Source organism: Fructilactobacillus sp. X8R2C1, from assembly GCF_059900955.1.
This window is the reverse complement of record NZ_JBWXVI010000001.1, coordinates 236,852-257,642: the sequence shown is the minus strand read 5'-3', so window position 1 is coordinate 257,642 and position 20,791 is coordinate 236,852. Positions and strand designations below refer to the sequence as shown.

Annotated in this window: 21 protein-coding genes and 1 pseudogene; 9 read left to right on the top strand and 13 right to left on the bottom strand. The window is 41.2% G+C overall.

The window, feature by feature from the left end:
• Positions 1-58: 58 nt before the first annotated feature.
• From AC6UD6_RS01390 to AC6UD6_RS01375, 4 genes are all read left to right on the top strand, one after another.
• Entirely contained in the window at positions 59-1,573 is a 1,515-nt protein-coding gene (locus tag AC6UD6_RS01390; protein WP_500695386.1) for an FGGY-family carbohydrate kinase, read from the top strand.
• Positions 1,574-1,982: 409 nt separating this feature from the next.
• Positions 1,983-2,465 (top strand): CPBP family intramembrane glutamic endopeptidase, encoded by a 483-nt coding sequence (locus AC6UD6_RS01385; RefSeq protein WP_500695511.1) that lies wholly within the window; start codon positions 1,983-1,985, stop codon positions 2,463-2,465.
• 76 nt (positions 2,466-2,541) lie between these two features.
• Positions 2,542-3,585, top strand: coding sequence for a ketopantoate reductase family protein (locus AC6UD6_RS01380; protein WP_500695385.1), 1,044 nt, complete (start codon positions 2,542-2,544; stop codon positions 3,583-3,585).
• A gap of 155 nt (positions 3,586-3,740) precedes the next feature.
• On the top strand, positions 3,741-3,938 hold the full coding sequence (locus AC6UD6_RS01375; RefSeq protein ID WP_500695384.1) for a hypothetical protein: 198 nt from the start codon (positions 3,741-3,743) through the stop codon (positions 3,936-3,938).
• 80 nt (positions 3,939-4,018) lie between these two features.
• Here AC6UD6_RS01375 and AC6UD6_RS01370 read toward each other — a convergent pair whose 3' ends face one another.
• The gene (locus AC6UD6_RS01370) at positions 4,019-5,347 is read right to left on the bottom strand and encodes a replication-associated recombination protein A (protein WP_500695383.1); all 1,329 of its coding nucleotides are present in this window, start codon (positions 5,345-5,347) and stop codon (positions 4,019-4,021) included.
• A 133-nt stretch (positions 5,348-5,480) separates the two neighbouring features.
• Positions 5,481-6,425 (bottom strand): NmrA family NAD(P)-binding protein, encoded by a 945-nt coding sequence (locus AC6UD6_RS01365; protein WP_500695382.1) that lies wholly within the window; start codon positions 6,423-6,425, stop codon positions 5,481-5,483.
• Positions 6,426-6,571: 146 nt separating this feature from the next.
• Here AC6UD6_RS01365 and AC6UD6_RS01360 point away from each other — a divergent pair, with 146 nt between their 5' ends.
• Complete coding sequence (locus tag AC6UD6_RS01360; protein WP_500693369.1) at positions 6,572-6,745, top strand: hypothetical protein; 174 nt, start codon at positions 6,572-6,574, stop codon at positions 6,743-6,745.
• Between the two features lie 47 nt (positions 6,746-6,792).
• Here AC6UD6_RS01360 and AC6UD6_RS01355 read toward each other — a convergent pair whose 3' ends face one another.
• Positions 6,793-7,314, bottom strand: a complete 522-nt coding sequence (locus AC6UD6_RS01355; protein WP_500693370.1) for an HdeD family acid-resistance protein — start codon at positions 7,312-7,314, stop codon at positions 6,793-6,795.
• A gap of 314 nt (positions 7,315-7,628) precedes the next feature.
• Here AC6UD6_RS01355 and AC6UD6_RS01350 point away from each other — a divergent pair, with 314 nt between their 5' ends.
• The 4 genes from AC6UD6_RS01350 (at position 7,629) to AC6UD6_RS01335 (ending at position 12,633) form a co-directional block, all read left to right on the top strand.
• Complete coding sequence (locus AC6UD6_RS01350; protein ID WP_500695381.1) at positions 7,629-10,292, top strand: YfhO family protein; 2,664 nt, start codon at positions 7,629-7,631, stop codon at positions 10,290-10,292.
• Between the two features lie 83 nt (positions 10,293-10,375).
• Positions 10,376-11,035: a histidine phosphatase family protein gene (locus tag AC6UD6_RS01345; protein ID WP_500693372.1), complete on the top strand. Its 660-nt coding sequence runs from the start codon at positions 10,376-10,378 to the stop codon at positions 11,033-11,035.
• A gap of 103 nt (positions 11,036-11,138) precedes the next feature.
• Complete coding sequence (locus AC6UD6_RS01340) at positions 11,139-12,254, top strand: glycerol dehydrogenase (protein ID WP_500695380.1); 1,116 nt, start codon at positions 11,139-11,141, stop codon at positions 12,252-12,254.
• 1 nt (position 12,255) lies between these two features.
• On the top strand, positions 12,256-12,633 hold the full coding sequence (locus AC6UD6_RS01335) for an MmcQ/YjbR family DNA-binding protein (protein WP_500695379.1): 378 nt from the start codon (positions 12,256-12,258) through the stop codon (positions 12,631-12,633).
• Here AC6UD6_RS01335 and AC6UD6_RS01330 read toward each other — a convergent pair.
• The 10 genes and pseudogenes from AC6UD6_RS01330 to AC6UD6_RS01285 all read right to left on the bottom strand — a co-directional run bounded on the left by AC6UD6_RS01330 (position 12,593) and on the right by AC6UD6_RS01285 (position 20,786).
• The gene (locus AC6UD6_RS01330) at positions 12,593-13,378 is read right to left on the bottom strand and encodes an energy-coupling factor transporter transmembrane component T family protein (RefSeq protein ID WP_500695378.1); all 786 of its coding nucleotides are present in this window, start codon (positions 13,376-13,378) and stop codon (positions 12,593-12,595) included. The genes AC6UD6_RS01335 and AC6UD6_RS01330 overlap by 41 nt on opposite strands.
• Positions 13,371-13,922 (bottom strand): biotin transporter BioY, encoded by a 552-nt coding sequence (locus tag AC6UD6_RS01325; protein ID WP_500695377.1) that lies wholly within the window; start codon positions 13,920-13,922, stop codon positions 13,371-13,373. The genes AC6UD6_RS01330 and AC6UD6_RS01325 overlap by 8 nt, the downstream gene beginning before the upstream one ends.
• Before the next feature lie 443 nt (positions 13,923-14,365).
• On the bottom strand, positions 14,366-14,713 hold the full coding sequence (locus tag AC6UD6_RS01320) for a type II toxin-antitoxin system PemK/MazF family toxin (protein ID WP_500693377.1): 348 nt from the start codon (positions 14,711-14,713) through the stop codon (positions 14,366-14,368).
• On the bottom strand, positions 14,713-14,979 hold the full coding sequence (locus AC6UD6_RS01315) for an AbrB/MazE/SpoVT family DNA-binding domain-containing protein (RefSeq protein WP_500693378.1): 267 nt from the start codon (positions 14,977-14,979) through the stop codon (positions 14,713-14,715). Before AC6UD6_RS01315 ends, AC6UD6_RS01320 begins: the two co-directional genes overlap by 1 nt.
• A 70-nt stretch (positions 14,980-15,049) precedes the next feature.
• Positions 15,050-15,694 (bottom strand): amino acid ABC transporter permease, encoded by a 645-nt coding sequence (locus AC6UD6_RS01310; protein WP_500693379.1) that lies wholly within the window; start codon positions 15,692-15,694, stop codon positions 15,050-15,052.
• On the bottom strand, positions 15,691-16,341 hold the full coding sequence (locus tag AC6UD6_RS01305) for an amino acid ABC transporter permease (RefSeq protein WP_500693380.1): 651 nt from the start codon (positions 16,339-16,341) through the stop codon (positions 15,691-15,693). The genes AC6UD6_RS01310 and AC6UD6_RS01305 overlap by 4 nt, the downstream gene beginning before the upstream one ends.
• The gene (locus tag AC6UD6_RS01300; protein WP_500695376.1) at positions 16,338-17,201 is read right to left on the bottom strand and encodes a transporter substrate-binding domain-containing protein; all 864 of its coding nucleotides are present in this window, start codon (positions 17,199-17,201) and stop codon (positions 16,338-16,340) included. Before AC6UD6_RS01300 ends, AC6UD6_RS01305 begins: the two co-directional genes overlap by 4 nt.
• Before the next feature lie 17 nt (positions 17,202-17,218).
• Positions 17,219-17,959 carry an amino acid ABC transporter ATP-binding protein gene (locus tag AC6UD6_RS01295; protein WP_500695375.1) on the bottom strand — a complete coding sequence of 247 codons (741 nt, stop codon included), beginning with the start codon at positions 17,957-17,959 and terminating at the stop codon, positions 17,219-17,221.
• A 201-nt stretch (positions 17,960-18,160) separates the two neighbouring features.
• Positions 18,161-19,384, bottom strand: a pseudogene (locus tag AC6UD6_RS01290) (DUF2075 domain-containing protein).
• Complete coding sequence (locus AC6UD6_RS01285; RefSeq protein WP_500695374.1) at positions 19,377-20,786, bottom strand: MFS transporter; 1,410 nt, start codon at positions 20,784-20,786, stop codon at positions 19,377-19,379. The pseudogene AC6UD6_RS01290 and the gene AC6UD6_RS01285 overlap by 8 nt, the downstream one beginning before the upstream one ends.
• Between the last annotated feature and the right edge of the window lie 5 nt (positions 20,787-20,791).

Genomic DNA, 20,791 nt, shown 5'->3' with positions numbered 1-20,791 from the left:
AATAAGCTAAACTTAAGTCATCAAAAAAGCTCACTTTATTTCGCAAAGGAGACTTCCCATGACCCAATACATTTTAGGAATTGACATCGGTACCTCAAGCACCAAAGCCATCTTGATGACAACGACTGGTGAAATTATTGCTCAAGACAAAGCTTCATATCAGTTAGAAACCCCACATCCAGAGTGGGCGCAAGAGAATGCTGACGACTGGCTTCAGGCAGTGACGTCCTTGATTAAAAAATTAGCCCAAAAAGTCGATAGTACCCGCATCATTGGCGTTGGCATCGACGGTCTCTACGGTGGTTCTGGGGTTCCAATTGATAAAAACGGTCAACCACTCGGTCCCGCGTTAATTTGGATGGATCGTCGGGCCACAAAAGAAACTGAAGAAGCGCTAAAGCTCGTTAGTAAGTCCGAACTGATGGACATCACTGGTAACTTGGCTGATCCGTACTACGGCTACACTAAAATTATGTGGTTGAAACAAAACGAGCCAGAATTGTACCGCGATACCTATCAATTTTTGCCACCCGAATCGTACGTCATTTACAAGTTAACGGGGAACATCAGCATTAACTACTCTGCGGCTGGTAACTTAGCTGGAATTTTCAACATTAATGATGATGAGTGGTCACCTGAATTGGCTGATAAATTAGGCATTGATTTAAATAAATTACCACAAAAGATGATTGCTAGTACGGATGTTGCCGGCACAGTCACTGACGAGTGGGCGCAGGAATTAGGCGTTAAAGCGGGGACACCAATCTTTAATACAGGCGTTGACGTTGGACCAGCAACGGTCGGAACGGGAGTGCTTGGCACCGGCCGCATGACGATTGCATTAGGTACGTCAATGAATGCGGCACTTGTGACCGACAAGCCACTTAAAGATGACAATCTGATTATTTGGCCTTACGCTTACAAGCCGAAGGAATATTACTATAACTTTGCCGGAGCTAACACGGCTGGCGCGGTAATTGCGTGGTTCACCCGTGAATTCGCTCAGGAAGTTGATAATAATAACAGTACGAAAATGCTGGACGAAGAGAGTGAGCGCGTTCCCGCTGGTAGTAATGGCTTGATTGTTTTACCATACTTTATGGGAGAACGCAGTCCGGTGTGGGATTCCAACGTTCGGGGAACCATCTTTGGGATTTCAATGACGACAAAACGTTATGAGTTATTTAAGGCATTTCAGGAGGCCATTGCCTATTCCGTTCGTCAGAGTATTGAGCAATTTGGTGATCACATTGGCGACTCATTTACTCTGGTGGGTGGCGTTAGCAGTTCTAGAAAAATGGTCCAAATTATTGCGGACGTGACGGGTAAGACCGTCAAAACGACTGATTCTGGTGGTGAAGCCGACCTCGGAAGTGCCATTCTGGCTGGAATTGGATTGAATCAAATTCAACCTCAAGCAGTCCAAAAGTGGGTCAAAATTAATGAAAAAATTGAACCCAATCCAGAAAGACACGAAGAGTATAACAATTACTATGAGTTGTATCGTTTGGCGTATACGGATACGAAGGACTTTTATAAAAAATACAACAAGCTAGTTAATAATCATGATTAACTAAATTTCACACTGAAAGATGTTTTATTATTTTATAATTAAAAGATAAAATGAGTGCCTATCAACACTCATTTTTTATACCTAAATACTTAAGGATGTGTTTTCAATTAAGTCGTTAACCAAAAATCATTTATTTCAATTAATTGTGTTTTACTTTGCTATTTTAATATCATTTCCATGTATTCACTTAATTTATGAATTTACCGATAAGGGAATTGCTGTATTTGCGGTTACATACGTTGGTTTATTTTTGTTTTTCTTTTTGGTAAATTTTTGGTGGTTAAAACAACCAGTTTACTTAAAATCAAACATCCCGTTTAAAAAGCAGTGGATAATTGATTTAATAATACTAATTTATATTTGCTTAGTTGTATTGCAACTGTCTTCCGTAGATTTATTTAGAACGTCAATGATTAAGCCATTGATAATTTCGTTAGGCTCAGGCGTTTTAGAGGAATTTCTTTTTAGAGGAGTCATTTTGACAATGTTACTGTCAATCTTGCTTCCCGTTCTAAAAAATAAAACCTATTTTATTTGCCTCATAGCGGTTGTAGTTAGTAGTCTGATGTTCTCGGGAACTCATTTAATTAACATTGAAACCCTTCATCAAGGAGTATGGGTAACGCTAGTTCAGGTACTGTTCACGATCGCAATGGGAATCATTAATGGTGTGATTTATCTTCGGACCAGAACCATTATTTTGCCGATGTTGATGCACTTTTTATGGAATTTTACGACTTCAGCTATTAATGGGATTCAGGAGGTGATTCCTGCTAGTGAGATTGTCTCAGCTGTTACAACGATGTCAATTGTGGTATTGGTTAGTTTATTGTTTATGGTTTGCTTTATTAGAAAATCTAATTCACAAGATATCATTAACGATTTTTTATAAGCCCACATTTTTGACATTCCCGCTTTACAGCTACATACTTCCCATGTATTCCAAAAAAGAAAGAAGTATGGTAATAATGAAAATTGCAGTCTACGGCGCTGGTTCACTTGGGACCATTATTGGTGCATATCTCACCAAAGCATACGGCAAAGACAACGTGGATTTGATTGCCAACAATCCCCAGCACGTTAAGGATTTAAATGATCAGGGTGCCACGGTCACTGGTACGGTTAACTTTACCGTTTCTGTATCGGCCAAGACTCCGGATGAATTAAAATCGAACGAGTATGATCTCATCTTACTTTTGACCAAGCAGACTCATAATGGTGAAGTTCTCCCCAAGGTTAAAGAAGTGTTGAAACCGGATGGAACTTTGGTTTCACTTCAAAACGGATTTCCAGAAATTGCGATTTCAAAGGTCATTGATCCCGCAAACATCGTTGCTGGGTCGGTTGAATTTGGTGGTACCCAACTTAACCACACGGAGTCGGAATTGACCACGGCACTTCCAGCTTTCGAAAATGCGGCGTTTCAGATTGGTGAACTTGACGGAAAGGACACGGACCGCATTAAGAAGGTCAAAGACGTGTTGAGTCACGTTGGTGGCACCGCCATTTCCGATAACTTACTTGGAACCAAATGGTCTAAACTTTTGGTTAACTCATCATTTAGTGGGTTATCAGCCGCAAGTGATGCTACGTTTGGCCAGGTTGCTGATAGTGAGGTTGGCTTAAAGAGTGCGCTAAAAATCGTCAATGAGGGATTAAAGGTCGGTCATGCTGACGGTGTTAAATTTGCCAAAATGGGGAATCATGACCTCAGTTCACTTACTAGTGAACATCCCAATGATGAACCAGCACAGTTGGCCTACTTGAAGTCCGCGATGAACAACAGTAAGAACCTAAAGGCTAGTATGCTGCAGGATTTGGAGAAGGGCAGAAAGACTGAGGTTCATGACATCAATGGGGTAATCTCCGAGACGGGCAAGAAGTATGGAATCAAGACTCCATTCAACGACTTGGTCATTAAGATTGTTGAAAATGCCCAGGATACGGGTAAACTACCGAAGTTTGATGATACCATGGACCAGTTTCAACAACTACTTGATAGCAAATTGTAATTATTCTAACGAGACTGTTCACAGTACGTTAGAATTATTCGTTGTTTACTTTTAAAATATGTAATATTATGAATCTCTAAAGGAACTTTGAGAGGTTCATTTTTTGTGTTTAAATATAAAGTGTATGAATTAATCGTATCTTAGAAAGGCGAAAAATGACTGTTGCAATATCAATCTTTATTTTTTTGTTTCTGGTCTGGTTACTGTTTGAGTTTATCAGCAGTGCCGCTTGTGGTTGTCTTTTGTTGATGTTTCTGTTAGCCGCTACGATTGGTTTGTTTGCGGCTAATTTCTGGATTCTCGGTCTAATTATGTTGGTATTAGTTGTGTTTGGAGCATTATTTAATTATTAGTGGCGTCGATTCTTTTTTTAATTACAGTAAATTAAAATTGCCAACCCTGATTAAAATTATCGGGCTGGCAATTTTTTGGCTTAATTTTTATTATCGTGTTGTTCATGCCACTTCTTGATTTGTTTAAGGCGTTCTTTAAACCGGATCTCATGACCTTCACTCGTGGGTTTGTAGTAGACGTGGCCTTCAACTGATGTTGGCATCGTTTTCATCGTCGTTAGTTTGTCTTGATAGTTATGTGCGAGTTCGTACCCCTTGCCGTATCCTAAGTTTTTCATCAACTTGGTGGGAGCGTTTCTGATTTGCAGTGGAACGGGATCATCAGCGGTTTCCTTGACGTCTTTCTTGGCCGCCAGTCGTGCCTTATAGAGGGCGTTTGATTTTGGTGCGAGTGAGAGGTACGTAACGGCCTCTACGAGGTGGACGTCACACTCTGGCATCCCCAGAAACTGACAGGCTTGAAACACGTTAATGGCAACGTTTAAAGCATTCGTGTCAGCTAAGCCAACGTCTTCACTGGCAAACCGCACCAATCGTCTCGCAATGTAAAGCGGGTCTTCTCCACCATCTAGCATACGAGAAAGCCAGTAAATGGCTGCGTCAACGTCACTATTACGCATCGATTTATGCAAAGCTGAGATAATGTTGTAGTGTTCTTCGCCATTTTTGTCGTACAGCACAAACTTGTTACCAATCAATTGTTTCAGACCATCTAACGTTATTTTAGTGACACCGTCTTTTTTGTCACCATTGAGGACGGCCATTTCCAGGGTGTTTAAAGCTTTACGGGCGTCACCGTTAGCAAAATTAGCAATCTCGTTAATTTCATCCTGGCCGATTTTGATGTTCTGTTTGCCAAAGCCATCCGGATTCTTTAAGGCGTTGTTTAAAAGCGTCACCACGTCGGACGGTTTTAAGGCGTGCAGGACAAAGACCTTACAGCGTGATAGTAACGCCGAATTGACCTCAAACGACGGATTCTCGGTGGTGGCACCAATCAAGATGATGCTACCTTGTTCAACGTAGGGTAGGAAGGCATCCTGTTGGGCTTTATTGAAACGGTGAATTTCGTCGACAAAGACAATCGTTTTTTGCCCAATTGCTTGATCCTGTTCGGCCTGCCGCATGATTTTTTTAATTTTGCTGATGCTGCTGTCAGCCGCACTGAAACTGTAAAAGTTCGACTGCGTTTTTCTGGCGATAATTTCGGCCAAAGTGGTTTTGCCAACCCCGGGTGGTCCCCAGAAAATCATGGAAGAAACCTGGTCGTTTTCAATTAGTTCTCTTAAAATTTTTCCCTCTCCAAGGAGATTTTGCTGTCCCACAAATTGGTCTAAAGTCTTGGGACGAACCCGACTGGCTAAGGGAACGTTTTGATCTTGATTATTAAAAAGTGATTCTTGCCGCATGGTTACTCACTTCGATTCTGCTAGAAAGTTTAGTAGTTAATTAAGTTTAAGTTAATACACTTGGGGAAATCATGCAATCAATGGGTTTAAAAAAGTTCTCTGACTAAAATTTTAATCAAAGAACTTCTTTTGCTTAGATTTCGTATGATGGTTTAGTGGATAATAAATCTTTAACCTGTTCATCAAGGGTTGGTAATGGTCTACCAATGACCTGCGGCAGGTCCGGATCGTTGTCAGTATTGTTTGCCAAGATTTCTTGATGAGTCATGCCAAATTTGACGGCCTGTTCGTCGATGTTTTCATCTAAGACCCCGGCCCTGATCATGTCTTGGACACTGACCATGAAATCAATTGAACCCTTGTCATAGCCGCGTTTTGCTAAAGCTTGGCGGTAATTATCATCGTTTAACAAGTTAACCTTAAAGTCCCTGTTGGTGTTGGCAATGACTGAGGCTGCTAGGTCAGCGTAGGTGTGTTCGTTACCGTAGAATTCGTAAACATCCTTCGTTTTTTCGTCACTTGCCATGACTTTAGCCGCCGCAAACGCGTAGTATTTTTCTTCGGCCCAGCCAACTTTGCCGTCACCAGCGGAGAAGATAAAGTCTGCTCCCTTAGCGGAACGTTTGATGAGATCGAGGTCGTTTTCTAGGTACCAGTTGTTTCTAAGAAAGGAATGGTTGATGCCAGTTGCCTCAATTAATTTTTCGGTCTTGGCGTGGTCCTCTGCTAGTGGCACCTTGGCGATGTCAGCATGAGGGAAGCTCGTATAAGCGATAAACTTGACCTTAGCTTTGACGGCGGCGTTGACCACGTTTTCGTGTTGGACGTAGCGGGGATGTTCTGGATCAGGTTGTGATGAGACAAACAGGAGCTTATCAATTCCATCAAAGGCCTGATTCAGACTTAAAGTGTCATTGTAGTCACCCTTTCTGATTTCCACTCCCGCAGGATACATCTTTTTGGCTTTCTCAGTATTTCTGGCAATCACGACGATGTCTTCGACAGGGACCAATCGAATCAACCCCAAGATAGCACGTTCACCGAAACGACCCGTTCCGGCAGTAACTCCATATTTCATAGTATTTTCTCCTTCATTTTCGTTATCTAGAAACTAGCATGAATCTTTTCAAAAGGCAATTAAACCATTTTTGGAAATGATTCTTTATGAAAGCCACGATGATAATGATATAATGGGAACGTATAAACAGAAGAGGAGGGTTTAGTATGAGTGACAGAAGACCTAGTGAAAAACAAGAAAAGAACTTATTGCATAAGTTAGAAAAAGACGATCACAAAAAGGATCGTGGCCATGAAAACCGTTCAACCGATGGGAAGGAAATTCATAAACACATCGAACGTAGTGACCGTCCTGAAGAACCAAATAAGGATCGCAAATAATTAATGGTACAAAAAAAGATCGCGAATCCGCGATCTTTTATTTTTGATTAGAATGAACGAACAATTAACAAAATTCCAAAGAACATGAAGTAAAATGCCACTAAGAATAATGCAACTGACATTGCCATGGCTGGTTGGAATAATAGAACAATTCCTAAGATCAAGCCAATAATACCAAGAATGACTTCAAACCAGAAGTAACCCTTGTGGTTTCTTTCGGCAAATCGACTGTACCATAGTTCAAACAATGAATCGATGATGAACCAGATTGATAACATCAACCAGATGTAGATTCCACCAACGGCAGGGTCTAAGAAGATCAAGATACCAATGATGATATCAAGCACACCGTTAATGACAAGCCAAACTGGTGACATCCCTAATGATTTGTCTAGTTGAGAAATTTCAGCAATCTTGAAGATCCCTTCAACGATTGACAGGATGGCAATGACGAAAACTAATGCCTTAAATGAGTTCAATGGATTCTTCAAAATGAAGAGTGATAAGATCACACTCAGGATTCCGATAACCAGTGAAAACGGGTCAAAGCCCTTTGTTTTACTAAACATATGAACACTCCTTTTTATTTATTAGCCTAAGCTTAAATTCATTTTACCAAAATTTAAGAAATAAACCACCATTGAAATGTTAAATGACGTAATTTAGGGAGATATTTAACTTTAAGGGAAGTTAATTGGAATAATTGACGTATCCTAGTTATGAAGGCTAGCTGGTTTTGTCAAAGACGCTAGCGTTAAATGATTGAACTAACAAATTATTCCTAAAGAATTGTCACATTTGTTAGGTTACGTCACAAAAATATAATACAATGAACTGTGGTTACATAATTTTACAAATATTAATATCGAGGGATTTTTTAGCTATGAAAAAGAAAATGCATGTTTGGAAATACTACGCGGCCGCATTTATCATTCCGGTCGTAGTGGCTTCCATCGTCTTCGCAATTTACGGAATAACACCATTTGGTAACCATAATCTACTTATCAGTGATTTGCTCACGCAGTACATGCCATTTTTTAAGTTACTTCGTGATCAAATGCTCCATCATACCTTTAGTGCATACTCGTTTTTGGTCTCGATTGGTGATAATACTGTTCCGATCTACACTTACTATTTAATGAGTCCTCTGAACTTATTGGTTTCATGGTTCAGTGTGGTTCACATGCCAATTCTGATCTCAATCATCATTTTGATTAAGATCGGACTAATTGGTTGGTCAATGGCCTTCTTTTTGAAGGTGAAGTATCACAGACAGGACATGATGCAAATCATGGCTGCCGTAGCATACAGTTTGAGTGGTTACGTTGCCCTCTACTTCTATGATTTCATGTGGCTTGAGGCTTTAATGATTCTACCGCTTTTAACCCTTGGAATTGAACGACTGTTTTATAAGGGGAAATGGGGCGGATACGTCGTCGCTTTGACGGCCATCATTATCATGAATTACTACATGGGCTATATGTTGTGTATTTACTCTTTGATCTATTTTGTCTACCTCGTCTTTTTGAACCGTCCAGCTAAAACTGGGTTTTGGCATTACTTAAAGGTTCATGGTTCCATGACGTGTAAGTACGTCGTTAGTTCGATCATTGCCGCCCTGTTGTCGTGTTTCATGTTGATTCCATCAATTGTGGGGATGCTTTCAACCAGTAAGGGATTATTCAAGATCTGGGACTTTCTGCCTTATCCAAGGTTTAGTCCTGCTGTTTTTGTTAATCTTGGGGTGGGAGCCAATAATTTTATGGGTCGTTTGTCCCATGATCCCAGTATCTTTGTGGGCACGATCTTCATCATGGGCCTCCTGGTGTTTTGGTTATCGAAGAAGATTACGAAACGACAGAAACACGCTTCATTCTGGCTAGTTGGGGCAATTTTCGTCGGGATGTGGATTACCACTTTTAACACTATTTGGCACATGTTCCAAAATCCAGCTGGATTCCCGTATCGAGAAGCCTTCATGTTCGGTTTTGTGACCATCATGTTTGCCTATGAAGCTTACATTAACGGAGCGTTTAAGGACAATCGAGTTGTTAAAAACGCTGGTTTAATCGTTTCCTTCCTGTTAGTAATTGGTTATGGTTGTGGCGATTTGTTTGCCTTATTTAACCACATGCATCAGTATGGCATTCAACTTATTGCTGGAAATTCTCATTTGATCTACGCCTTAATCTTTGTCTTAATAACCACGTTGTTGTTAATGGCAACGAATCGCTACGGCAAAAAGATTTGGTACCTGCTTTTCGCAGTCCTGTGTGTTGAGATGGGAGTTAACCTCTATCTCTCACTTCAGGGACGACGGATTGATGCGTTTAGGAATGCTCCTGCAATGTTTGGGAATCAGAAAAAATTTGAAAATGCCTATAACCAGTCTAAAGGCATTATTGACCAAAAAGTTGATAATAAGAAGAATCAAACGACGTTCCATCGTAATGACGTGAATAATCAACTGTACAGTGGGATCTTTGATCAGGATTACAACCAGTATAATGATGGGATTATCTTTAATTACCGTGGGGTAAGTGGCTATAGTTCCACTTTAAACATGCATACTCAAGCAGTCCTTTCTAATCTGGGATTATCGTCAAGAAACGTGCGCCGGGTTAGCGTGATTGGTAGTTCGCCGATTACCGACCAACTACTTGGAGTTACTAATCGGTTAACCATTTTGAAAAATGGTCAGACGATCAATAAAAAGAATGAACGCTATAGTGGACTGGGCTATGCGGTTTCTGATCGGATTGTTAAGACCAAACTAAACAAGGGTCATGTTTTTAAGAACCTGAATCGTTTCGTTCGAGACGAGTCCGGAACCAAGAAGAAGTTCATGCATAAGGCTCAGGTTACCGTTAATAATTCTGGTAAGTACCGTTATCAGACGGTTGATCCATACGATACTAGACAAATGGATACGGTGGACGGATACAAGTATAATTTGACGGTTAATCCGGTTATTTCCGGTAACCAATACATGTATCTGAGTCAGGCCAACCTCTACAAGGATAAAATCTTTGTGAATGGCAAGAAGATTCCTGAAAGATACCGGATGATCGGGACTGAAAACGTTAAGTTAGGTCATTTTGATAAAGGACAGAAATTTACGGTTAAGATTATTTCTTCTAATAGTTTGAAGGAGAAGAGTCTATTAAAGAGCTTCTCTGGCTTAGACGGTGTGGCTTTCAATCAATTTGTTGACGAAACTCAGCCATACAAGCTGAGAGTGGATCATCCTGAGAACCTGAAACTTTCAGGAGCCGATTTCACTGGTCACGTTAAGACGAGTTCAAAGCGCAACGTGCTCTTATTGAGTATTCCTTATGACAAGGGATGGCACGTGACTGAGAATGGTAAGAAAGTCAAGACTTTGATGGTTGCTGACGGCCTTACTGGGGTAAAATTAAAGCCCGGTAAACACACCCTTCACTTCCATTACCGCACTCCAGGATTAATCCTGGGATTGCTTTTGACCCTAGTTGGAATTTTGGGGGCATTCTGCGAGTGGCTATTCTACCGAAAACGAAATAAATAGAAATTAGCATTCCCAAAAATACTTTGGGAATGTTTTTTGTTATAATTGGGTTAGAGTTAAGGAAACGAGTGAGGTAATAAATTATGAAAGTAACTGCATACTTAGTACGACACGGACAAACCTATATGAATCTTTATAACAAGGTACAAGGTTGGATTGATTCACCCTTGACCAAAAAGGGACTTGAGGACGCCGATAACGCTGGTGAACGATTGAAGGACATCAATTTTGATGCGGCCTTTAGTAGTGATTCTGGTCGAGCCATTCAAACCGCCCACCATATTTTGCAAGCCAACAACAATAACATTAACATCATTAGTTATCAGTTCCCCGAATTACGGGAACAGTTCCACGGCTACTTTGAGGGTGAAAACTTGGAGCAGATGTGGCAATTTGTTGGTGAACAGGTCAAGACGACTTCTGAAGCCGGGGTGCTCAAAAACTTTGGTCTTGAAAAGGCTCGTGATTTGATTGCCAGAGCCGATTTGTACAATAATGCGGAGGACAACAAGACGTTTTGGAAGCGAGTTGACCGTGGAATTGATCGAATCCGAAAAAACACCAAGGATGGTGACAAGATCCTGATCGTTTCTCATGGGATGACCATTCGCTCCATTGTTGATCGGTATAATCCAGCGTTGGATATTGGTGAACCAGCTAAGAACGGTAGTATCACTAAGCTGATTATTACTGATAAAGATATCAAGGTTGAGTATTTTAATAGTTTAGATGAACAAGTCTAAAAAGTCGGGACAAGCGTCTCGGCTTTTTTTATGCCTTTTTCAAATGGTTTACTTCTTAATTTGTGAATAATATAATTATGACAGTTTAAAGGAGGAGTAAAAAATGGTTGAATTATATGCAAGTCCTAGTAATTATGTCCAAGGTTCAGATGTATTAATGAACAGTGCGGACCGAATTGGTAAGTTTGGGAAAAAGGTGCTACTTCTATCAAGTGGGACGGCACTAAGAATGGTTGGAAATGACTTTGCTGATTACTTGAAACAACATGACTTTGACGTAACCGTCGTTGATTTTGCCGGGGAATCATCTGAAAGTGAGATTGATCGGGTCACTAAGATTGGGCAAAATAACGATGATGACATTGTCATTGGTCTGGGCGGTGGCAAGGTGTCCGATAGTGCCAAAGCGATTGCTGACAACTTGAACACAACCGTAGTGATTGCCCCAACGATTGCCTCGACGGATGCGCCATGTTCGCGGTTATCGGTAATTTACACTGACAGCGGTCAATTTGACCACTATCGTTTTTATAAGAAGAATCCCGACATGGTGATTCTTGATACCAAGGTGATTAGTCAGGCACCAGTCAAGTTTCTGATTTCAGGAATGGCTGATGCCATGGCGACTAACATTGAGGCGACAGATACCCGCAAGTCGAACGGGACGAACATGCTAGGTGGAAAATCCACCCTTGCTGGCGAAGCGATTGGACAAATGTGTGAACAAACGTTGTTTAAATATGGCAGTTTAGCAGTGGCTTCAAACGTGGTTGGATCGGCTACTTCCGAACTTGATAAAGTCGCTGAAGCCAACACGCTTCTTAGTGGAATTGGTTTTGAAAGTGGTGGATTAGCAGCTGCTCACGCCATTTATAATGGTTTTACGGCTTTAAGTGGTGAGATTGACCAGTTATCTCACGGACAGAAGGTCGCCTTTGGAACCCTATGTGAGTTGGTTCTGACTGGTTCTGATCACCGTCAATTTGAGAAGTATTTGAAATTTGATCTTGAATTTGGCCTTCCAACGACGTTAGCGGATCTGAAGTTAGGGGACGCTAGTGATGAAGAGTTAATGAAGGCAGCCACTCAAGCATGTGATCCAAAGGATACCATGGCCAATTTGCCAGTATCGGTAACTCCAATAGATGTGATGAACGCTATGAAAGCTGTTTCTGAATTTAGTCATGAATATCAGGTCAAGAATGGATTAGGGAATTAAAATGAATAATCGTGATGATGTCGTTGAATACATTAAAAAGAAGTTTGATGTTGAACCAGATCGACCTTTTAAAGAATATCCGAAGTACTTGGCTTTTCGTCACAAAGATGACCAGAAGTGGTTTGGCTTGGTCATGAACGTGCCTCAAAATAAGTTAGGATTAAACGGGACTGATGAGATCGATGTCTTAGACGTGAAAGTTGATCCAGATGTTGCCGGACTTTTGAAACAGTCTAAGGGATATTTACCGGCTTATCACATGAACAAGGAGCACTGGATTACGGTTGTGCTTGGTGAAGTTGATTCAAAACAGGTCCAAAAGATGATTCAAGATAGTTTTAAAATGACCTTAAAGCAAGAATTAAAGCTAAGTAGATGATGACACAGCCGTCAAAGATAGTATCTCGCATACTAAACTGGGTTTCGTGATATCTAGTTGATTGGGATTTAGGCGTGTAACCACGGGCATCTAAAGTATTGGCTAGCTTATTAGCGTGGTTTGTGACCGCGTACAACAGTGGAATAATGAGTTGAACGTGGAGCTTGATTTTCTTGGTCATTTTTGATGAAGTAAAGTCAACTCCACGACTGATTTGGGCAACTTTCAGATCGTTTAATTCACCCAAAATGATGGGAATAAACTGCAGGGTTAGAGTAATCATTAACGAAAACTGAGATATAGGGAGCTGCAGATAAGTTAATGGTCTCAGTAGTCGCGAGATTGCCTGCGATAAATCGGATGGACTGGTCGTAAACGATAAAAGGGCGGCCACTAGAAGTAGGAGAATGATTTTAACGCAAAGCTTGCTTCCATAAAGCCAACCACCCACGTTCATCTGATTTATATCCAAATCGTGATTGGTTGGAAAAATTCCATGATAAATTAAAATAAACACTAAAATGAATAAAATGGGTTTGATGGAACTAAGTGCCATGCTTACCTTGATGTGTGCCAAGTGATACAGTCCAATTAGTCCTAAAGCACCGATTCCAATTTGAATGGTCGTGGTTGACCACATGAAAGTGATCGTGATGAGCGTAATGAAAATGAGCTTGGTTCGCGGATCTAATTGCTGCATGAAGGAATGATTGTTTGCGTATGTGCCAAAGATAAAATTATTCATGTTTGAGTTGTGACACCAGACTAATTTTCTTGGTGGAAGCACAGATTAAACTAACGATCACGGCTTTGATGATATCACCAGGGATGAAGGCTAAGTTTGAAACTAGTGAGGCCGTTACTGACATGTGGGCAATCACTGAGAGGTACATGGCCCCAAAAACGTCGATTAAAATCACACCACCGATGACATTAGCAATGAAGTACTTCCAGAAATTAATCTTCTTCCACAATTTTTCAACTAGGAAGCCAATAAGAAAGGCGGCAATGGGCCAAATGATGAAGTAACCACCGGTCGGTCCCGCTAAAATTCCTAAACCGCCACGTCCACCTGAAAGGACTGGCAGTCCAATTAAGACCAGGATAACTACCAGTAGGGCACTTAGAAAGCCGTTTTTCTTACCTAGAAAACTTCCCTGAAGCATGATGCCCATACTTTGTAGCGTAATTGGAACTGGGATAAACGGCAGTGTCAGCGGTGGAAAGAGGCCTAAGACAACGACGATTGCGGCAAATAGTGCGTCATAAACAAGTTCTTTGGTTTTCATGATTGTTGCTCTCCTTAATTAATTACTTAAATGTCTTTATTTAAGATTATCGATTAAATTCATGAGAAACAATCATTTCATTAAATGATGTAGGCCAAATGTTGTTGGAACAATTATTTATCCGAAAATAAAATTGAGCCATATATTTATTTTTGCAACCTATGCCATCTGCATATGACTTATTAATACAAGAAAGCAGTAGACAGGTTGTCCGCCGCTTTTTATATCATTTAGAATAAATAAAAAACATGGTTTATTCTAAATTGACGAATTGATTGCTATAATAAAAATGAAATTGCATTAGAGTTATCCAATTGCATGTGACTTTTGTGGAGTCGTTATCATGCAATGAAGCTCAGTGTCTTCTTTTCTAGTCAATTGACCAGAAAGGGGATCCATATAAAAAAGAGGTCACACGAAGGTGTGACCTCTTTTCGTATCTTCTAAAAGAACTGTTTAATGTTATTAGTAATTTTCCGCATGTCCCGATCGTCTAACTTTGCGACCAACTTGGTTTCACTTCGAACTTCCATGTCCACGGTTCGGACGTGCTGAAGCATGGCAGTCCCATGAACGTTTTTGTTATTAACCTGAAAGTATAGTGGTGATTTCACGTACTTCTTTTCTTCTAAGTACTTAGCGGAAGAACTGATTGGAATTACAATCACCGTGTTCATTAGATGATTATAGTGATTATTACTAACCACCAGACACGGACGTTTTTTCTTGGTTTCGGTGCCAAGTGCCGGTTCAAGATTAACGAAGTAAATCTCACCTTGTTTATAATTCATTAATCGATAACCTCCGACCCCTGATCAGGACCCCAATCTTGTTCCGAACTGCTGACGTTACCGTATTTCTTTTCCTGATCTTCAACGATTTTCCAAAACCCTTCAAAGGATTCTTTAGGTGCCATTGTTACCGAACCATCTTTTTGAATTGTAAATTCTAGTTGGTCGTTTTGCTTAAGATTGAGAATGTCACGGACGGTTTTTGGAATCGTAATTTGATTCTTACTCGTCATTGTTGCTGTGATTTTAATTTTGTTTGTCAACATGCATTAACCTCCCATATGCCCTCATCCAATGTAGCTCAAAATCAAGGGAAAGGGAAGCAATTTGTGCAGGCTAGACCATTCTTTTGTCAAACCATTTTGCAAGTAAGGAGAGTCCGTAGTTAATAATGAAGTACATGATGGCAATCGTGACAAACATCGGGATCATGTAATTAGGGTTCTGACCGTAGATGACCTGAGACCTAAAGGTTAGTTCTGGAAGGACAATGGCGGTTGCTAACGAAGTATCCTTAACTAGTGAAATGAATTGGGAAATCAGTGGTGGAATGGACTTCTTTAGGGCCTGTGGCAACAGGATGTGCCATAACGTTTGGGCCTTATTCATCCCGGTTGAAAGGGCACCTTCAGCCTGGTCAACTCCAACTGAGAGTAAGCCACCACGGATAATCTCACCAACCATGCTGGCTTCAAAGACCGACATGGCAACGACCGTGGCCGCAAAGGAATTCAACTCCACCCCTAACTTTGGTAAAGCGAAGAAGGTGAAGAAGATAAGAAGCAGTAAAGGAAGATTTCTGATGGTGTTGGAAATGAAACGAACCGTTTTGGTAAAGTAGGGAACTTTTTCAAATAGGATAATTCCGATTAGAGTTCCTAGGATAAAACTAATAATAATTGAAATCACTGATACCAGAATGGTAACGACTAGACCACCCAGTAAATAGTGCATGTTAATTAAACTAAATGCTCCACTCATTGTGTGACACCTCCGTTCACTTTGCGCTCAATCACGCTCATGCATTTGGAAACGGAGACGGTGATGATGAGGTACAAAATTCCAACGATGATGTAGGTGTTAAATGGGTCAAGATTTTCACCAGAGATAACGTTGGCCTGGTACATCAAATCGAATCCGGCCACAAATGACAGAATTGATGAGTTTTTAACCAGGTTAATGAACTGGTTTCCAAGTGATGGGATCGCCAGTTTGAATCCCTGGGGTAAGACCACTTGAATCATAGCCTGAGTGTACGTTAATCCGTTCGCTCTGGCACCTTCCATCTGGCCCGGATCAACTGAATCAACGCCACCTCTAATACACTCAGCGATAAACGCAGACGTATAGAGGATTAATCCAATGGTCCCAGACCAAAATCCAGAAATGTGAAAATCAGCGGCGACCACCACGTAGAAGAATAAGGTGATGACCAGAAGTGGGATGTTTCTAAAGAATTCGACAAACGCACTTCCGATGAATTTAAGTAATTTATTTGGAGCCATTTCTAGAAGGGCAAAGATGGTCCCCAAGACTAGTGATCCAACTAATCCAATGATTGAGGATAGGATGGTAATCCAGAAGCCGTCTAGAAGAGTTTTCCAATTTTCAAGAAAGATATTTATCATTTTTCAAGACTCCTCCAATCTAATCCAGGCACGTTTGAGAACCATTTCTTAATCAACTTGTTGTAAGTTCCGTCGGAAATGACTTGTTCTAAAGCTTTATCCATGGCGGCCTTCAGTTCAGGTTGGTGCTTGTTCATTGCTAGTCCGTAGGGTTGATTAGTGAATGGTTTTCCAACAACCTTGGTGGAACGATTTTGATCAGCTAGACCATATAGAATGGCGTTATCGGTAGTCACGGCCACTCCCTGACCAGATTCAAGAGCACTTAAGGCCTGGGAGTTATCTGGCATCGAGATGACCTTCGCCTTGGGAGCAAACTGTTTCATGGTTTGAATCGCAGTGGTTCCAATCGTCGTGATAACAGTGTATTTAGGATTGTTTAACTGAGAAATGTCCTTAATTGGGGAATCTTTTTTAACCAGAATTGATTGGCCAGCTGGAAAATACGGTTTGGTAAAGTCAATCACTTTGGCTCTCTCGGGTGTGATGGTCATTGTTGCGGCTACTGCTTCAACCTGATTGTTTTTTAGTAATTGGATTTTAGAGTTAGTGGTGACCGAAGTGAATTCGGGCTTGATTTTCGTTCCGGCGTCCTTGGCCATTTGGGCGGTGACGGCGCGTGCCATGTCGACATCAAATCCTTCACTTTGACCGGTCTTGGGACTGATTAAGCCAAACAGTCTGGTATCACCCTTAACTCCCCAGTGCATGACGTGGCTGTCCTTGATTCTGGCGTAGTCATTGGTTGCGACCGATTGATGTTTCTTAGCCTCAAGTCCGGTGAAAATGCCGCCAATGATTATGACAATTAGGATGACGGAGGCAATCAAACCCACTCGTTTTAACTTAAATTTACTCATGGAATCTACCTCACTTTTTATTTATGTTCAACTTGTGATAAGAACTTGCGAGCTCGTTCGGTCTTAGGGTGATCGAAGAATTCGTCGGTTTTAGAGTTTTCCAAGATTTTCCCGTCAGCCATGAAAATAACGCGATCAGCAACGGATCTGGCAAAGCCCATTTCGTGAGTAACAACGAGGGTCGTCATGTCCGATGTGTTAGCAATGTCTTGCATGATGTCTAACACACTTCCGACCATCTCGGGATCAAGGGCAGAGGTTGGTTCGTCAAACAGCAACACCTTAGGATTCATTGCTAGGGAGCGAGCAATAGCAATTCGTTGTTGTTGACCACCAGATAATTGAGCTGGGTATTTGGCTCCTTGTTCCGGTAGGTTAACTCGTTCAAGTAGTTTTTTTGCTACCTTTTCGTTTTCAGCTTGAGGACGTTTTAAGACGATTCGTGGAGCCAACGTGATGTTTTCGGTGATGGTTTTGTTGTTGTAAAGGTTGAAATGTTGAAAGACCATCCCAACGTCAGTTCTAAGTTTATTAAGGTTGGTTTTGTTGCTTGACAGATCTTTGCCGTCAACAATGAGTTGTCCCTGTTGAATGGTCTCTAGTCCATTAATGGTTCTAAGTAAAGTTGATTTACCCGATCCAGATGGTCCGATTAACACAACGTTTTCACCTTCGTGAATATCAAGGTTAATGTTGGTTAACGCGTGAAATTTGCCGTAGTACTTTTCTACGTCTTTGAATTGAATGATTGATCCCATTAAATTGTCCTCCTTATCATAAGCTCCAAAAAATGTATTTTGGGGTTATGACTAGATTATACGCATTGAAAGGAAATTACTAGCACTGATGGCACATTTTGTTACACAAAAGTAAATCTTTTTATCAGAACAACCAAAAAGACCCCAAAATACGAACATTATGGGGCCTTTTAGCTTAATTATCTTTAAAATGGAACTTACTTAGTGGTTGATCTTTTGAAATGATTTCATCAATGCTTCTCTAAGCTTCGGGTCGTGAGCAAAGATGAAAGTCCCAAAGACGCCGCGCTTCATCAACACATTCACGGAGTTCAGGATGATTTGCCGCCTTATTTGTGCAAATTTTTTTGGATCCGTGATGTCTTTTCGGTGTTTTTTGCTTTCAACATCGGTTTGCTTTTTTAAGTCAACCTTTACGCGATGGTCTTTAGGGTCAAGATAGATTGGTGGCCCTAAAATAATGCCAACGTAGTTCAAATCAAATCCCTGACAGGTGTAAATGGAACCAACCTCATTGATGGTCTGGGGAATTTCCGCCCACGGGGTACTGGTGTAATTGTACTGATCCCACGGCATTTTGAAACCGCCAAGCTCTTTGATGTAATGTTTTCCGCCATCTAAAGTTGATGGATAGCCGGTGGTCGAAACAATTCGGGATAAGCCCACCTCATGGTTTTTCTTCACAATCGCTTGGCGCATTTTTTCAGCGTCATCAAAGATTTGAAAGTCGTAACCAGTATCGGCGTCCTTGGGGATTGGCAGCAACTAGCCTCTCGTAAATTCGTTGATCCAGTGAACTAGGTCTGGTTTAGCGGTCATGCGAAACTGATGGGTCAGTTGATAACTTTCGTGATAGTAGGGTTCAAGTAGTTTGTTTAAACGTTGCTTGTCCCAGTAACACTTGGTTCGTAGTACCTGATTCATGTCAAAGATGGCAATGACGACCTTGCTTGACTTAATGATTTCTTCTAACTGGTTTTCCTGGTAGAAATTATTGTAATGGTCCGGTGAAGACAGTAGTAAATGGGCCTCATCAACAATCACAACGTCAGCACGTTCGTTTCGCTTGTGCATTTGGTTAATAAATGAGGTAGGACGCATAAAGTTCTTTTTTAAAACATTATCTTCGGATCCAGCAATTTGTTTGTAAACCTTCAAAATTTCTGGATGGTTAACTAAGAAGTAGTTCTTAGTGTCATGAAGCTTGCCTTTTTTCTTTGCGGCTTGTTGAAGGTTGAAAAAGAGTTGACTCAAAATGACACTTTTACCCGTACCGGCATCTCCAAAGATCGTGAAAACGGACGGTTGTTTTTGATCGATTCGTTGATTAATAAATTGTTCGATTTGATTAATTAATTGTTCCTGTTCCGTAGTTAAATGGTGAAGGTTGGGAGCAAGTTTCTTAATTGCTTGATTGTTATGCATTTTTTGCGAGGTGCTTTCTTTGAATGGTCCAGTTAACTAGTGCAAGGATTAAGCCGAAAACGGCCAGTACGAACAGGAGTAAGAAGTCCATGTGACCACCCATGACCGTCTTTGAGACGTATTGGGCAGCACTGTGAGCCTGATTCTGGTTAAAGGCGTAGATCGTTGCCAGGACACTAGTACCGATTGAACCAGCGTATTGTTGGAGCATGTTAAATAACGAGTTCACGTCGGCTGAATCAGATTGTGGAGCGGTTTCTTGAGCGTTGGTAATGGTACAGGAGAACGCGCAGTTAAATCCAATTCGTAAAAGTGCGAATAACAGCGTCAACACGATAACCGTGAAGGCCGCCGTCATGGAACTAAACAAGAGCGTGGCGATTGAGAGAAGAACCATCCCAATCATGATTGGTTTAAAGGCTCCGAACCGGTCATAAGCGCCTCCCGCAAATGGCGAAATGAGTCCACCAATGATTGAACCTGGAAGCAGGATCAGTCCAGCAACCATGGCACTGGTATGAAGGACCGTCTCAGCGTAAATTGGAATTACAAATGACGCCCCGATGTTAATGAACATCAATAAGAAGTAGTTCACGGCGTTCAGTGAAACCGTAGGGATCTTGAGGGGATGAAGCGACATTAGCTGTGAATCACCGTGACCATTGAGGTAGATAAATAAGACCAGGGTGATTAATCCAATGACGATGGGAATGAGGCCACTCATAAACGTTGCACCCTTGACGCCAAACTGGTTAGCACCCCAAACAAATGAGAATAGGGTCACGATCAAGAGGGCAAAGCTAACGAAATCAAATCGTTTGGAGATTCCCGGAGCTTTAAGATCAATGCTCTTAAGTCCGATAAACAGGGTAACTAGGACGATTGGGAAAGCCACGATGAAGATGTAACGCCATGAAAGTAGTGATGATAGCGTTCCCCCGTAAGTTGGTCCCAGTGCGGGAGCTAGTGAGATAACCATTGAAGCAATTCCAGTATAAAAGCCGATTTTTGGTCGGGGTACTTCAGCAAAAATGATTTGATACATCATCGGAAGTGAGATTCCGGTGGCAGCTGCTTGAATTAGTCGTCCGACTAATAGGAGCCAGAAGTTGGGTGCGACCGCACACAAAATATCACCAAGGATAAACGCGGTGACCGCAAAGACGAAAATGTTTTTTAGTGGGAATTTCTTTAGGAGGTATGCTGTCGTTGCCATGGTAATGGTAACGACTAGTAGGTATCCAGTTGAAATCCACTGAACTAAGTTTAACGAAATGTGAAAAATTTGTGAGAGTTCTGGAAACGTAACGTTCATTGAAGTTTCTAATAGAATTCCACAAAATGATAGTAACGCGGTGGCGAGGATCGCGATTTTGGTTTTTAAGCTTACTTTTGAATCCAAATAAT